The organism is Streptomyces ruber (genome assembly GCF_014648075.1).
In the GTDB taxonomy this organism is placed as follows: Bacteria; Actinomycetota; Actinomycetes; order Streptomycetales; family Streptomycetaceae; genus Streptomyces; species Streptomyces ruber.
In genome coordinates this window covers 141,915-156,748 of record NZ_BMQK01000011.1, presented here as the reverse complement: position 1 = coordinate 156,748, position 14,834 = coordinate 141,915, and the positions used below count along the sequence as shown (strand labels likewise).

Here is a 14,834-nt window from a genome sequence, read left to right as displayed (position 1 = left end):
CCGTCGGCACGGGTGCGCGCGCTCTCGCGAACCGGCCGCGGCGGCCATCCGGCGACCTGGCGATGGGGGAGCCGAGTCGGGTTCTTCGGGGTGGCCGGCCGCGGCCGGAGTCGTCGGGACCCGGGGAGCCGGGGTCCGGTTCAGACCGCTTCGGCGGTCTCGGGCAGGTGGGCGGCGAGCTGGTCGGTGAGGTGCACGACCTCGGCCCGGTCGCCGAAATCGCGTACGGCCGTGTCGACGGTCTTCCGGATACGGGTGTTGACCCGCTCGGACCGTACTTTTTTCGCCACCCGCATGGCCGTCCCGACGAGCAGGGCGCTCTGCTCGGGCTCGCGCTGCAGCAGGTGCACGGTGGCCAGGCCGACGAGGTTGAGGGCGTAGGACCGCTGGTGCTCGGCGTCCTCGGCGAACAGCTCGACGGCCCGGCGCATCAGGGGCTCGGCCAGGGAGGCGTAGGTGGGGCTGCGGCCCGCCACGTAGGCGAGGTCGCGGAAGGAGTGGGAGTTCTCCCCGTACAGCTCGGCCTCGGAGAAGAAGCGGATCCAGTCGGGCTCCGGCTCGTCCCAGTCGGCGGCGTCGGCGAAGGTGTCCTCGGCCATCCGCACGGCCCGCTTGCACTTGCCCGGCTGGCCCATGTTGGCGTAGGCGCGCGCCTCCATCGCATACAGCATGGACTGGGTGCGCGGGCTCGCGCAGTCGCGGCTGCCGTACTGCGCCAGATGGATGAGTTCCAGCGCGTCGTCGGGCCGCCCGAGGTGGATCATCTGCCGGCTCATGCTGGAGAGGACGTAGGAGCCGAGAGGACGGTCGCCGGCCTCCTTGGCCGCGTGGAGGGCGAGCACGAAGTACTTCTGCGCGGTGGGCTGGAGCCCGATGTCGTAGCTCATCCAGCCCGCCAGCTCGGCCAGCTCGGCGGCCACCTTGAACAGCCGCCGGGTGGTGTCCTCGGCCTGCGGCTCCTGGAGCAGGTCCGTCACCTCGTGCAGCTGGCCCACGACCGCCTTGCGGCGCAGGCCGCCGCCGCACTGGGCGTCCCACTGGCGGAACATGACCGTGGTCGACTCGAGGAGGTCGAGCTCGGGCTTGGACAGCCTGCCGGGGCGGCGCGGGGCGGGCACGGGCGCGGACGCCTCGCGCGGGGCCGGCGGCGAGGGCACGAGCCAGCGCTGCATCGGTTCGATGAGCGACGGGCCCGCCGAGAGCACCAGCGAACTGCCGAGGAAGCCGCGCCGCGCCAGCATCAGGTCGCTGCGCGAGAACTCGCCGATCAGCGCCACGGTCTGCGGGCCCGTCCAGGGGAGGTCGACGCCGGAGGTGGACGGCGACTGGTGGGCGGCGCGCAGCCCCAGGTCCTCGACGGCGACGACACAGCCGAACCGCTCGGAGAACAGCTCGGACAGGATGCGCGGGATCGGCTCGCGGGGATTCTCCCCGTCGAGCCAGCGGCGGACGCGGGAGGTGTCCGTGGAGATGTGGTTCGCCCCGAGCTGGCGGGCCCGGCGGTTGACCTGGCGGGCGAGCTCGCCCTTGGACCAGCCGCTGCGCACGAACCACGAGCTCAGCAGCTCGTTGGGACGCTTGTCGGTGTTCACCGTGTTCGCCGTGCTCACTGTGTTCACCGCGTTCTCAGCGTTCGTCGCGCTTCCGCCGTTGCCGCCCACTGGAACGCCCCCATCCCTGGAACCACTTGTGCGCCGTATGCGCCAAGGCTTACCAGAATGCCGGTCCGCGGCCTCCCGCGTCCGTCGGTTCTCACCCGCCGAACGGGAACCCGACGCGCCTCCGGCATACCCGGGAGTGCCTGCGTCCCCAGGACTTGTGCACTCAAAGTAATCCTACGATCACCCCTCCAGCCATGGCGATTCCAGAAACGCCACCATTCGCCACCCCTTCGAATGAACTCACGGTCGCCTCCGCGCGATTGACTTGACGCATGGCGACCGCGAGCGGGCGGAGCGACGCACCCAGCGGCGCACACGGCCCGCCGCACCACCCGGTACGCCACTGCACGCCAGGCAAGTGAGCGGTTTGAACGGGGAAGAGAACTGTGCGTCACGGTACGCATCCGCCGCGTAACCACCGGCGCGACGGACCCGTTGGAGGGGGCATGGGCTTCACGATCGTCGGCATCCGGGAGATGCGATCCGGCTCTCGTCGGCGCGGCCGCTCGTCGGACTGCACCGCGGTGGCCGAGTTCACCGGGCTGTGGGGATGGGACGTGGTGCCCGGCGCACGAGCGGTATCGGGGGTGTGCTCGTGCGGCAGGGATCGATGTGGTGCACCCGGGGCGCATCCGCTCGGCTTCGTCGCCCCGGTGCTCGCAGGCGCCACACTCGACGAGGTGACGGCGGCCTGGCAGGAGGTTCCGGGTGCCTCCATCATGCTGCCGGTGGGTCGGGCGTTCGACGTCGTCGAGGTGGCGGAGGCCGCCGGGCGCCGGGCACTGGTCCGCCTGGAGCGCATGGGTCTCCCGCTGGGCCCGGTGATCGCCACGCCGGACGGCCGGGCCCAGTTCCTCGTCGCCCCGGGTGCCGCGGCCGGGCTGCCCCAGCTGCTCTACCGCATGGGGTGGGACGACCCGGCCGCCCTGGACCTGCGAGGTCTGGGTCCGGGGTCGTACGTCACGGCCCCGCCCTCGGACCGCGGCGGCCTGGGTCCCGCGCGGTGGCTGCGCTCTCCCGCCCTGGACTCGGCCACGAACCCTCCGGCGGCCCGTCTGCTGCTGGGCACGCTGGCGTACGTGGCGCACCGGTCACGCGTCTGAGCGGCCGCGCGGCCGTGCGCCGCAGGCCGTACAGCCGCATACAAGGGGGCCGCGCACGAGGAGCCGTACACAGTGAGGCGCCCGTCCCCGGCTGTGTCCCGGGGGCGGGCGCCTCTTCGTGCGCACCGGTGGTCGTACCGGTGATCAGTCCCCGATAAGCGCATCCACGAACGCTTCCGGCTCGAACGGCGCCAGGTCGTCGGCGCCCTCGCCGAGACCCACCAGCTTGACCGGCACGCCCAGCTCGCGCTGCACGGCGACCACGATGCCGCCCTTGGCGGTGCCGTCGAGCTTGGTGAGCACGATGCCGGTGATGTCGACGACCTCGGCGAAGACGCGGGCCTGGATGAGGCCGTTCTGCCCGGTGGTGGCGTCGAGCACGAGCAGCACCTCGTCCAGCGGGGCGTGCTTCTCCACGACCCGCTTGACCTTGCCGAGCTCGTCCATGAGGCCGGTCTTGGTGTGCAGCCGGCCCGCCGTGTCGATGAGGACGACGTCGGCGCCGATCTCCTTGCCCTCCTTGACCGCGTCGAAGGCGACGGAGGCGGGGTCGCCGCCCTCGGGGCCCCGTACGGTGTGGGCGCCGACGCGCTCGCCCCAGGTCTGGAGCTGGTCGGCGGCGGCGGCGCGGAAGGTGTCGGCGGCGCCGAGCACGACGCTGCGGCCGTCGGCCACGAGGACCCGGGCGAGCTTGCCGGTGGTGGTGGTCTTGCCGGTGCCGTTGACGCCGACGACCATCACGATGCCCGGCCCGCCGGTCTCGGGCTCGGTGCGCACGGCGCGGTCCGAGTCGGTGCCGACCAGGGTCAGCAGTTCCTCGCGGAGCAGTCCGCGCAGTTCCTCGGGCGTACGGGTGCCGAGCACCTTCACGCGCTCGCGCAGCCGCTCGACCAGTTCCTGGGTGGGCTGCACGCCGACGTCGGCGGTGAGGAGGGTGTCCTCGATCTCCTCCCAGGTGTCCTCGTCGAGGTGCTCGCGGGAGAGCAGCGTGAGCAGACCCTTGCCGAGCGCGTTCTGCGACCGGGAGAGCCGGGCGCGCAGCCGTACCAGACGGCCGGCGGTCGGTTCGGGGATCTCGATGACCGGGGCGGGCGGCTCCTCGACGGTGACGGGCGCCGTCGCCGTCGCGTCCGGGAGATCCACCTCCTCGATGGTTCTGCGCGCTTCGTCGCGCGGCGTCTCGGCCTCTTCGCCGACGTGCGGCTCGGCCGGAGGGGCGGTGATGTCGGGCGTCGCGGGCGGCGGCGGGGGCAGCTGCTTCTTTCTGCGGCTGCCGACGACGAGCCCGCCGAGCGCGCCGATCACGACCACGGCGATGACTACAGCAAGGATGACGATTTCCATAACAGCCCCAGTATGGCGCGACCCCCCGCTCGGCAGTTCGTTGTACGCGCACGGGCACGGGCCCGGGAGGAGGGACCGGGGAGCCTCCCCTGCGTACCAGGTACGAGACCGCCGCCCCGGCCCGGGGTGGACCGGGGCGGGGCGGCGGACGGAGCGAGGAGAGGGGCAGCGGGGACTTGGCCCGTCTCCCCGGGATCGGGAGGGCGGTCAGCCCATTTCCTCCAGTGCCTTGCCCTTCGTCTCCTTCACCAGCTTGAGGACGAAGGGGATGGAGAGCGCGGCGAAGACCGTGTAGATCACGTAGGTGACGGAGAGGTTCCAGTCGGCCAGCGACGGGAAGCTCGCCGTGATGGCCCAGTTGGCGATCCACTGCGCGGAGGCGGCCACGCCCAGGGCGGCCGCGCGGAGCCGGTTCGGGAACATCTCGCCGAGCATGACCCAGACGACCACACCCCAGGACAGGGCGAAGAAGAGGACGAACACGTGGGCGGCGACCAGGGCGATCCAGCCCTGGGTGGCGGGCAGCTTGCCGTCGACCAGGTCGTAGCTGAACGCCCAGGCCTCCAGGGCGAGGCCGATCACCATGCCGACCGAACCGATGATCGCGAGCGGCTTGCGGCCGATGCGGTCCACGAAGATCATCGCGATCACGGTGCCGACGATGTTGATGATCGACGTCGTGAACGAGTAGAGGAAGGAGTCCGTCGGGTCGACGCCCACCGACTGCCACAGCGTCGACGAGTAGTAGAACGCGACGTTGATGCCGACGAACTGCTGGAACACCGACAGGCCGATGCCGATCCAGACGATCGGCTTGAAGAAGAAGGTGCCGCCGAGCAGGTCCTTGAAGCTGGGCTTGTGCTCGCTCCTCATGTGGCTCTCGATCTCGGCGATCCGGGCGTCCGTGTCGATGTCCTTGCCCTCGACCTCGGTGAGCACCTCACGGGCGCGCTGGGTCTTGCCGGCGGAGATCAGGTAACGCGGCGACTCGGGGATCGCGAAGGAGAGCAGCCCGTACAGGACGGCGGGAACCACCATGACGCCGAGCATGACCTGCCATGCCTCGATGCCCAGCAGCTTGCCGCGCTGGTCGCCGTCGGCGGCGTGCAGGATGCCCCAGTTGACCAGCTGCGAGACGGCGATGCCGATGACGATCGCGGCCTGCTGGAAGGAGCCGAGCCGGCCGCGGTACGCGGCGGGCGCCACCTCGGCGATGTAGGCGGGGCCGATCACGGAGGCCATGCCGATGGCGAAGCCGCCGACGATCCGCCACATCGCGAGGTCCCACAGGGCGAAGGGCAGCGCCGAGCCGACGGCGCTGACGGTGAACAGCACGGCGGCGATCTGCATGCAGCGGATGCGGCCGATGCGGTCGGCGATACGGCCCGCGGTGGCCGCGCCGATGGCGGAGCCGATCAGCGCGATGGCGACGACCTGGGCCAGCGCCGCGGAGCCGATGTCGTAACGGTCCCGGATGGCCTCGACAGCGCCGTTGATCACGGAGCTGTCGTAACCGAAGAGGAAACCGCCCATCGCGGCCGCCGCCGCGATGAAGATGACGTGGGAGAGATGTTCGGGGTGTGCGCCCCGGGCTCCTGACTGGGGTGCCTGCGCTGTGCTGGTCACGTGAACTCCTCGGGCCACCGGCAACGTCGCCGATGTGAAATGAGCCCTTCGGTGGCGACAGCGTGGCGACTCAGTGGGGGCACGATGGCGGACACCTGAAGGTAAAAGCAACGTTGCAGAGACTATGCCTTCAAGTTTCGAAGTCAAGTAGTGATCGATGTGACTATCGAGACGAAGGATGAAGTGTTTGTGTTCAACTCTTGAAGAGAAGGAGGCTATGCAGCTCTCGACAGCCCCGTGTGCCCCTGAAACACGGGCGCAACCACGCACAAGGCCAGGAAGGTCATCGGCGCAGCCGCTGGCTGATGACCTTCGACACCCCGTCGCCCTGCATGGAGACGCCGTACAGCGCGTCGGCGACCTCCATCGTGCGCTTCTGGTGCGTGATGACGATCAGCTGCGACGCCTCCTGCAGCTCCTGCATGATCCGGATAAGCCGCTGCAGGTTGGTGTCGTCGAGCGCCGCCTCGACCTCGTCCATCACGTAGAACGGGCTGGGCCGCGCCTTGAAGATCGACACGAGCAGCGCTACGGCGGTCAGCGACCGCTCACCGCCGGACAGCAGCGACAGCCGCTTGACCTTCTTGCCCGGAGGCCGCGCCTCCACGTCCACGCCCGTGGTCAGCATGTGGTCGGGGTCGGTGAGGACGAGGCGTCCCTCGCCGCCCGGGAACAGCCGCCCGAACACACCCTCGAACTCCCGTGCGGTATCCCGGTACGCCTCGGTGAAGACCTGCTCGACACGCTCGTCGACCTCCTTCACGACCTGGAGCAGATCGGCGCGCGTCTTCTTCAGGTCCGCCAGCTGCTCGCTGAGGAACTGGTGGCGCTCCTCCAGCGCGGCGAACTCCTCCAGCGCGAGCGGATTGACCTTGCCGAGCTGCTGGTAGGCCCGCTCCGCGGCCTTGAGCCGCTTCTCCTGCTCGGCGCGGACGAACGGCCTCGGCCGGTTGCGCGGATGGTCCGGATCCTCGGGCAGTGCCTCGCCCTCGGCGGGCGGTGAGGGCGGTACGGGCCGGTGGGGGCCGTACTCGGCGACCAGACCGGCCGGCTCGACGCCGAGCTCCTCCAGCGCCTTCGTCTCCAGCTGCTCGATCCGCAGCCGTTTCTCCGCCCCCAGCACCTCGCCGCGGTGCACGGAGTCGGTCAGCTTGTCGAGTTCGGCCTTCAGGTCCCGGCCGGTGTTCCGGGCCTGGGCGAGCTCCTGTTCACGTCGTGTCCTGGCGGCCTCGGCGGCGGTGCGCTCCTCGTCCGCGCGGACGAGGGAGACCTCGACGTGGGCGAGCAGCTGCCGGGCGCCGGACGCCACGGCTCGCGCGACGGCCGCCTCGTGCGCGAGGCGCGCCCTGCGCTGTTCGGCGCGCGCCCGCGCCTCGCGTTCGGCGCGCGCGGCCCGGTCGAGGGAGTCGGCGCGTCCCGCGAGCCCCTTGACGCGCTCCTCATGCGTCCGTACCTGGAGCCGCGCCTCCATCTCGGTCTGCCGCGCGTTCGCCCCGTCGGCCGCGAGCCGGTCCCGTACCGAGGTGTCGGGTTCCTCCTCGGCCGGCATCTCCTCGGCGACCGCGAGCCGCTCGGCCAGCTCCTCGGCCTCCGCGACGGCCCGGGCCAGCGCCTCCTGGGCGCGGGCGGCGGCGGCCGCGGAACGCTCGGCCTCCCCGGCGGCGCCCCGGGCCTGTCCGGCGAGCCGTCCGAGCCGCTGGGCCACACCCGACTTCTCCCGCTCGGCCGCCCGCAGCCGCTCCCCCAGCTCCTCGACGAGCCCGGCCCGCTCGCGGCGCAGTTCGTCGGCCCGGTGCTGCTCCTCGGTCAGTTCCTCGCAGCGCACGGCGAGCTCCTCCAGCTCGGCCGCCGCCTCGTCCACGGATGCCTGTACCTCCAGCAGGCTGGGCGCCCCGGCGGACCCGCCGTGCGCGAAGTGCGCGCCGAGCACGTCGCCCTCGGCGGTGACGGCCGTGAGGTCGGGCCGCGCGTGCACGAGGTCCTCGGCGTCCTCCAGGGCACCGACCACGACGACGCCCCGCAGCAGACGACGTACGGCGGGCATCAGTTCCGCCGGGCCGCGCACGAGGTCGGCGGCGTAGGGCGAACCGTCCACCGGCGCGAGCGGGGATACGTCGTCAGGGGTGTCGGGGGCCCCGGAGAGCAGCAGCGCGGCTCGTCCGGCGTCCTGCTTGCGCAGCAGGCGGATCGCCTCGGCGGCGGACGCGGGGGTCGTCACCGCGACGGCGTCGGCCGCCGCGCCGAGGGCCGCCGCGAGCGGAATCTCGTAGCCGGGGGTCACCGTCAGCAGTCCGGCGGCCGGGCCGAGCAGCCCGTCGAGACGGTCCCGCGCACCGAGCAGGGCGCCGGTGCCGTCCTTGCGGCGCAGCCCCAGGGCGAGTGCCTCGTGGCGGGCCTGGGTCGCGGCCCGCTCGCGCCCGGCGGCGTTGGCCGCCTCACGGGCGGCGGTCAGGGCGGTCTCGGCCTCGGCCAGCGCCGCCCGGGCCGCCCGGTACCGCTCGGCCAGCTCCGTCTCCCCGGCGTCCAGGCCGTCGACCTCGGCCTTGAGCTCCTCGTACTCCTCCTGCGCGGTGACGGCACGTTCCTGCGCCTCGTCGCGGGCGGCGGCGAGGCGGTCGATCTCGGCCTGGGCGGAGGCGGCGCGGGAGCGGGCGGCGCCCACCTGTCCGCTGAGGCGGGCGAGTCCCTCGCGGCGGTCGGCGATGGCGCGGGCCACGTCCTTCAGCCGGCGCTCCTCGGCGGCGAGGCCGCGCTCCAGCTCGGCGCGGTGCGCGACCGTGTCCTCCAGCGCGTGCCGGGCCGCCTCCAGCATCGCCTCGAGCTCCGCCTCCTGCTCGCGGACGCGGGCGGCCTCGCGCTCCAGGTCCTCCGGGTCGCGTCCGCGCCGTTCCTCCGGGGGCGCCGAGGTGGCGCTCTGCACGCGGGCGTCGGCCAGCGAGATCGTGCCGCGCACCCGTTCGGCGAGCTGGGAGAGGTCGTACCAGGTCTGCTGGGCCCGTTTGAGGCGCGGGGCCAGCCGCCGCACCTCGTCCTCCAGCCGCGCCTCCCGCCGGAGCGCCCTGCCCAGTTCCGCCTCGGCGGTCTCCTTGCGTTCCTTCAGCGCGGCCTCGTCGGCGATCTCGGCCTGGAGTGCCTGGCGGAGCGTCACGAGGTCGTCGGCGAGCAGGCGCAGCCGGGCGTCGCGCAGGTCGGCCTGGATGACGGCGGCGCGGCGGGCGACGGCGGCCTGCCGGCCGAGCGGTTTGAGCTGGCGCCGGAGTTCGTCGGTGAGGTCCTGGACGCGGGCGAGGTTGGCCTGCATCGCGTCCAGCTTGCGCAGCGCCTTCTCCTTGCGCTTGCGGTGCTTGAGGACGCCGGCGGCCTCCTCGATGAAGGCGCGGCGGCCCATGGGGTCGGCGTGCAGCACGGAGTCGAGCTGGCCCTGGCCGACGATGACGTGCATCTCGCGGCCGATGCCGGAGTCGGAGAGCAGTTCCTGGATGTCCAGGAGACGGCAGGTGTCACCGTTGATCTGGTACTCGCTGCTGCCGCCCCGGAACATGATCCGGGTGATGGTGACCTCGGCGTACTCGATGGGGAGGGCCCCGTCGGAGTTGTCGATGGTCAGGGACACCTCGGCGCGGCCGAGTGGCGGGCGCCCGGTGGTGCCGGCGAAGATGACGTCCTCCATCTTGCCGCCGCGCAGCGACTTGGCGCCCTGTTCGCCCATGACCCAGCTCAGCGCGTCCACCACGTTGGACTTGCCCGAGCCGTTCGGGCCGACGACGCACGTGATGCCCGGCTCGAAGCGCAGCGTGGTCGCCGACGCGAACGATTTGAACCCGCGCAGGGTCAGGGCCTTGAGGTGCACGCCGTCGGACTCTACCCTCAGCCCCTCCGGGGGCGGCGCCCTCCGGCGCGCGGTGGACACCACGCGTCGCACGTTTGCGCGCCGGGTATCAGTTCATGAACGCTCGGTTTCACTCAGGAACGTGCAGGGCACATCAGGGGGAAGAGGGCGCGAGGACGACGCGGGGGCAAAGAGGAAGGGACGCCGAAGAGGCGTCCCTTGCAGATCTGACAACAACTTAGCGGTTGAAACGAGCTACCCAACCACTGCTGTCGTTGTGCGATGCAGTGATCAGGTGAGCGCAGGCTCCGCCTGGTGTGCGTCGATGCTTTCGACGAGCGAGTCGTGAGAAGCGGCAGCCGTCAGCGCGTCGTTCTCGGCCTGGATGCGTACGAGCTCGGTTTCCAGGTCCTGTACGCGCTGCTGGAGCCGTCGCATCTCGGCGAGGAGTCGCGGGTCGGAACCGCCGACGTAACCGAGAAGCGCCTTTGCCATGATGGATGGTCCTCCGCACTGAGTGACCGACCGAAGCGGTGTGGGTCGTGAGGGAATCGCACCCGTGGTGCTTGGCACTCTTCAGTTTGATGCCGTTGAGCCATGCCAAACAGCTAAGGTGCGCGGGGCTTTCAGCGTCTCACCAAAAAGTTTGACGGTCAACACGATCACGCCCCGCGTTGGCGGGCGACCCGGCGCACACGGCGGGGACGAGCGGCGCTGCGGCTTCCACGGGCCCCGGGAGGCGGGGAGATCGTCGGCTATCGCGGAGCCTGCCACGACAGGCGCTCCTTGGCAACCACCAGGACCTTTTCACTTCTGGAGGATGCCGACGGCGCGCTCCGCCCCCCGCGCCCCGTCGGCCGCACCGCCGACGATCACCGGATGGCGAAGCCGTCGTACCCCCCGCGGGGTGTGTCCCATATCTCGGTGACACCGTCCACGCGCCCGGGCGTGTCGTCTCCGCGCAGCCAGTCGAGCAGTTCCTCGCACCGCTCGCGCGCCCCTTCCGCGACCACCTGGACGCGGCCGTCCGCCAGATTGAGAGCAAAACCACTCAGGCCGCCGAGCTCCAGCGCCCTGGCCCGCGTGAACCAGCGGAAACCCACTCCTTGTACATGTCCGCGCACCCAGGCGACCAGCCGTGCATCCTCGTTCATGGCTGCACGGTAACGGGCCGATGTCACGATGAGCACTTCCTCCCCGGACGCCATGCTGTACCGTCCGGACGCAATGAATCTCATATGAAACTCACTCATTCGTGTGAGTTCAGTGAAGACGCTGACCGTAAGGTCGAGGAAGGCCAGGACATGGGACGCCACCGACGCTCCGCCGCCGGCCGCGCCGCCACGGGCCGCGCCACCGGAGCCCCGCACACCCACGACGCCCCCACGGAGCACTACGGCCCGGAGAACCTGTACGGCTTCGCCGCCGTCCTGGAGGCGGAGGCCGACGCGCCACCCGGACGCCGTTCGCACCGCAAGCAGAAGAGGACCGTGACGCCCGTGCGCACCGGTCTGCTCGGCGTCTCCGCGGCCGTCGCCCTCGGCACCGTCGCGGTGACCACCGGAGTCCTGCCCGGCGGCGGCTCCACCACGGTCACCGGCGGCGGCAGCACCGACAACACGGTCCAGCCGGCCAACTCGCCGTCGTCCCTGGAGACGCAGCAGGGCGGTTCGCGGGACGCCGCGGCCGACCGTGAGGACGGCTCCGCCAGCAGCCGCGACAACCAGCGCGAGGCCTCGCCCTCCGCCTCCCCCTCGTCCCCCGCGGAGACCACCCCCTCGACGGAGCCGTCCGAGGAGCCGTCGTCGAAGGCCCCGGCGGAGACCAAGGAGCCGGAGCGGACCGAGGCGACCGAGAAGCCCTCCGAGAAGGCGACGGAGAAGCCGGCCGAGCCGGAGCGGACCGCCCCGGCCGACACCTCCTCCGAAGCGCAGGCCGCGGCGCAGGTGCTCGCACTGGTCAACAAGGAGCGTGCCGCTGCGGGCTGCCGCCCGGTGGCGGCGAACAGCGCCCTGTCGCAACTGGCCTCGGCCTTCAGCGAGGACATGGCCGCGCGCGGCTTCTTCGACCACACCGACCCCGACGGCGCGAGCCCGTGGGACCGGGCGGCCGTTCTCGGCATCGCCGACCTGGGCGGCGAGAACATCGCCCGCGGGCAGGCCACGCCCGAGGCGGTGATGGAGGCCTGGATGAACAGCCCCGGTCACCGCGCCAACATACTGAACTGCGACTTCACGACCCTCGGCGTCGGCGTGCACCTCGGCGAGGGCGGGCCGTGGTGGACGCAGGACTTCGGGTACTGACCGCCGCGCTGGCATCCGGCGCGGCACCGCGGGCCCAGCGCTCACCGACGGATACAGCACTCACCGACAGTTAGCGCAATCTCCTGGTGAGCGCTGTGCCGCAGTACTCTCGTTCCATGGACACCACAGCTCGGGCGCTCCCTCGTCCACAGGACGCACAGGGCGCGGAGGACGGCGCCGACTCACTCCCGTTCGACGTGTTCGCCAGGAGCTGCCCCTCCCGCGGCACCCTGGAGCACGTGACCGGGCGCTGGGGCGCCCTGACGCTGGGCGCGCTGCACGAGGGCTCGCTCCGGTTCAACGCGCTGCGCCGCCGCGTCGACGGCGTCAGCGAGAAGATGCTCTCCCAGACGCTGCACGCCCTGGAGCGTGACGGCCTGGTGCACCGTGAGGCCCGGCCCACCAACCCGCCCCGCGTCGACTACACGCTGACCCCGCTGGGCCAGGAGGTCGCCGAGCGCCTGCTGTCCCTCATTCGCTGCGTGCAGGACCGCATGGACGACGTGCTGGCGGCGCGGGAGCGTTACGACGAGGCGCGCGGCGCCCGCTGACAGCGCGGGCAGTAGTAGCTGGACCGGTTCATCCAGGCGCGCCGCCGCATCGGTGTGGCGCACCTCCGGCAGGGCAGCCCCTCACGCCCGTACGCGTCGAGGGAACGGTCGAAGTACCCCGACTCGCCGTTGACGTTCACGTACAGGCTGTCGAAGCTGGTGCCGCCCGCGGAGAGGGCCGCGTTCATCACGTCCCGGACGTGGCCGAGGAGTTCCAGGGTGCGTGGCCGGGTGAAACCGGCGGTCGGGCGCTCGTAGTGGATGCGCGCGCGCCACAGCGCCTCGTCCGCGTAGATGTTGCCGACGCCGCTGATCAGGGACTGGTCCAGCAGGGCCCGCTTGATGGTGGTCCGCTTGCGGCGCAGCGCCCGGTGGAACGCCTCCTCGTCGAAGAGCGGGTCGAGCGGGTCGCGTGCGATGTGAGCGATCACGTCGAGCAGCCCGTCGGGGGTCGTGTCGTGCAGCGACAGGCCGCCGAAGGTGCGCTGGTCCACGAAGCGGAGCTCGGTGCCCAGGGCGTCCGCGAAGCGCGCGCGGATACGCAGGTGCTTCTCGTCGGGCGCGCCGTTCGGCTGCACCAGCAGCTGACCGCTCATGCCGAGGTGGGCGAGGACGGCGATGCCGGAGTCCTCGACCGGCAGCCACAGGTACTTGCCGCGCCGGCTGGGCTCGCCGATACGGCGGCCCCCGAGCCGGTGCGCGAAGTCCTCGGCGCCGGCGAGGTGACGGCGGATCGCGCGCGGATGCAGGACCTCGACGTCGTCCACGGTCCGATGAGCCACCCAGCGTGCCAGTCCGCGCCGTACGACCTCGACCTCGGGCAACTCGGGCACGGAACTCCTCGGGCAGGTGGGGGGCGGGGTACTCGCAGGGTAGCGCGCCGCTGGGGTCGCCTCGTCGGTCGCCCCGGTCGCCCCGGTCGCCCCGGTTGCCCCGGTTGCCCCGGTCGCCCCGGTCGCCCGGTCGTCCCGGTCGCCCGGTCGTCCCGGTCGTCCCGGTCGTCCGGTCGCCCCGGTCGCCCCGGTCGTCCAAGGCGTCCCGGCCGCCCGGGCCGCCCGCCCGGCCGGGGCAGGTCGTACGGCCGTCGCGGGAAGCTCCTACGCCACGGTCGCACGCCGCCGCAGCCGCCCGGCACGGACCGGCCGCCGCAACCTCCCCACCCCGCCGCCGGGGCGCGCCCTGCGGCGTCGGCGGCGGCCTCGTGTGCCGTGGTCGCCTGCCCGCGCAGCCTCCGCCCCGGCCGTCCCGGACGGGGCGTGCCCCGTGCCGTCGGCCGTGGGGCCCGTGCCGCGCGAGTGCCTCGGTCCGTTCGTCCGGCCGTCCCTGTTCCACTTCTCCGCCGGCCCGGCCGGGGGTCCCCGCCATGCGGGAACCCCCGCCGGACCGTGGTCGGGCGGGGGTTCCAGGAAGTCCGGCATCAGGCCGAGGCGGCGTCCACGCTGTCCTCGGGGTCCTCGCCGACGGCCTCCGCGGCCGCCTTCGCGCGCTCGTCCGCCGCGGAGCGGATCGCGCGCCAGGCGGACTCGGCCGCCTGCTGCTCTGCTTCCTTCTTGCTGCGGCCGGTGCCGGTGCCGTACGAGACGCCTCCGACGCGGGCGGCAGCAGTAAAGGTCTTCTCGTGGTCGGGGCCGGTCTCCGTGACCAGGTACTCGGGGACGCCGAGCCCCTCGGTCGCGGTGAGCTCCTGGAGACTGGTCTTCCAGTCCAGGCCGGCACCGAGGTTCGAGGACTTCTCGATCAGCGGGTCGAACAGGCGGTGCACCAGTTCGGACGCCGCGTCGAGGCCCTGGTCGAGATAGACCGCGCCGATCACCGCTTCCAGGGTGTCGGCGAGGATCGAAGCCTTGTCCCGGCCTCCCGTGCCCTCCTCGCCCCGGCCGAGCCGGATGAAGGAGCCGAGGTCGAGCCCGCGGCCCACCTCCGCCAGCGCCCGCGAGTTGACCACCGCGGCCCGCAGCTTGGCCAGCTGGCCCTCGGGCAGGTCGGGGTGGGTGCGGTACAGCGTGTCCGTGACCACCAGGCCGAGCACGGAGTCCCCGAGGAACTCCAGGCGCTCGTTGGTGGGCAGGCCGCCGTTCTCGTACGCGTACGAACGGTGGGTCAGCGCACGCACCAGAAGGGCGGACTCGACCTGGTAGCCGAGCCGCCCTTCCAGAATCGTGTGGGACGAGGCTGTGTTGTCCGCCCTCTTCCTGGCGCTGGAGTCCGCCTTGGCGTCAGACATCAGACCTCTCACCGGCCACTCAGACCTCGAGGACCTGGCGCTTGTTGTAGGTGCCGCACGACGGGCACGCGATGTGCTGCTGCTTGGGCTCGTGGCAGCGCTCGCACGCAACCAGGGTGGGGACCGCAGCCTTCCACTGCGACCGGCGGTGGCGCGTGTTGCTGCGCGACATCTTCCGCTTCGGAACAGCCAC

The 14,834-nt window shown here is 72.1% G+C and carries 12 protein-coding genes; 3 read left to right on the top strand and 9 right to left on the bottom strand.

All coding sequences use genetic code 11. From position 1 onward, the window contains the following. Positions 1–140 precede the first annotated feature (140 nt). Positions 141–1,661, bottom strand: coding sequence for a transcriptional repressor NsdA (gene nsdA / locus IEZ04_RS22630; protein ID WP_373296344.1), 1,521 nt, complete (start codon positions 1,659–1,661; stop codon positions 141–143). Between the two features lie 446 nt (positions 1,662–2,107). Here nsdA and IEZ04_RS22625 point away from each other — a divergent pair, with 446 nt between their 5' ends. Next, the gene (locus IEZ04_RS22625; protein ID WP_189218782.1) at positions 2,108–2,764 is read left to right on the top strand and encodes a bifunctional DNA primase/polymerase; all 657 of its coding nucleotides are present in this window, start codon (positions 2,108–2,110) and stop codon (positions 2,762–2,764) included. A gap of 144 nt (positions 2,765–2,908) precedes the next feature. Here IEZ04_RS22625 and ftsY read toward each other — a convergent pair whose 3' ends face one another. The 5 genes from ftsY to IEZ04_RS22600 form a co-directional block, all read right to left on the bottom strand. Then, entirely contained in the window at positions 2,909–4,108 is a 1,200-nt protein-coding gene (ftsY, locus tag IEZ04_RS22620; RefSeq protein WP_189218781.1) for a signal recognition particle-docking protein FtsY, read from the bottom strand. Positions 4,109–4,315: 207 nt separating this feature from the next. Next, positions 4,316–5,734 (bottom strand): sugar porter family MFS transporter, encoded by a 1,419-nt coding sequence (locus IEZ04_RS22615; protein WP_189218780.1) that lies wholly within the window; start codon positions 5,732–5,734, stop codon positions 4,316–4,318. A 283-nt stretch (positions 5,735–6,017) separates the two neighbouring features. Next, complete coding sequence (gene smc, locus IEZ04_RS22610; protein WP_189218779.1) at positions 6,018–9,584, bottom strand: chromosome segregation protein SMC; 3,567 nt, start codon at positions 9,582–9,584, stop codon at positions 6,018–6,020. A 270-nt stretch (positions 9,585–9,854) separates the two neighbouring features. Then, positions 9,855–10,058 (bottom strand): hypothetical protein, encoded by a 204-nt coding sequence (locus IEZ04_RS22605; RefSeq protein ID WP_189218778.1) that lies wholly within the window; start codon positions 10,056–10,058, stop codon positions 9,855–9,857. Positions 10,059–10,435: 377 nt separating this feature from the next. Beyond that, positions 10,436–10,717 carry an acylphosphatase gene (locus IEZ04_RS22600; RefSeq protein WP_189218777.1) on the bottom strand — a complete coding sequence of 94 codons (282 nt, stop codon included), beginning with the start codon at positions 10,715–10,717 and terminating at the stop codon, positions 10,436–10,438. A gap of 150 nt (positions 10,718–10,867) precedes the next feature. Between IEZ04_RS22600 and IEZ04_RS22595 the strand changes: the two genes are divergently transcribed. Together IEZ04_RS22595 and IEZ04_RS22590 are read left to right on the top strand one after the other, a co-directional pair. After that, complete coding sequence (locus IEZ04_RS22595; RefSeq protein WP_189218776.1) at positions 10,868–11,866, top strand: CAP domain-containing protein; 999 nt, start codon at positions 10,868–10,870, stop codon at positions 11,864–11,866. Between the two features lie 116 nt (positions 11,867–11,982). Next, positions 11,983–12,417 carry a winged helix-turn-helix transcriptional regulator gene (locus tag IEZ04_RS22590; RefSeq protein WP_189218775.1) on the top strand — a complete coding sequence of 145 codons (435 nt, stop codon included), beginning with the start codon at positions 11,983–11,985 and terminating at the stop codon, positions 12,415–12,417. Here the strand turns inward: IEZ04_RS22590 and mutM are convergent. From mutM to rpmF, 3 genes are all read right to left on the bottom strand, one after another. Next, positions 12,390–13,250: a bifunctional DNA-formamidopyrimidine glycosylase/DNA-(apurinic or apyrimidinic site) lyase gene (gene mutM, locus IEZ04_RS22585; protein ID WP_189218774.1), complete on the bottom strand. Its 861-nt coding sequence runs from the start codon at positions 13,248–13,250 to the stop codon at positions 12,390–12,392. The genes IEZ04_RS22590 and mutM overlap by 28 nt on opposite strands. Positions 13,251–13,834: 584 nt before the next feature. Further along, positions 13,835–14,641 (bottom strand): ribonuclease III, encoded by an 807-nt coding sequence (gene rnc, locus IEZ04_RS22580; protein WP_189218773.1) that lies wholly within the window; start codon positions 14,639–14,641, stop codon positions 13,835–13,837. A 19-nt stretch (positions 14,642–14,660) separates the two neighbouring features. Further along, positions 14,661–14,834, bottom strand: a complete 174-nt coding sequence (gene rpmF / locus IEZ04_RS22575; protein ID WP_003951102.1) for a 50S ribosomal protein L32 — start codon at positions 14,832–14,834, stop codon at positions 14,661–14,663.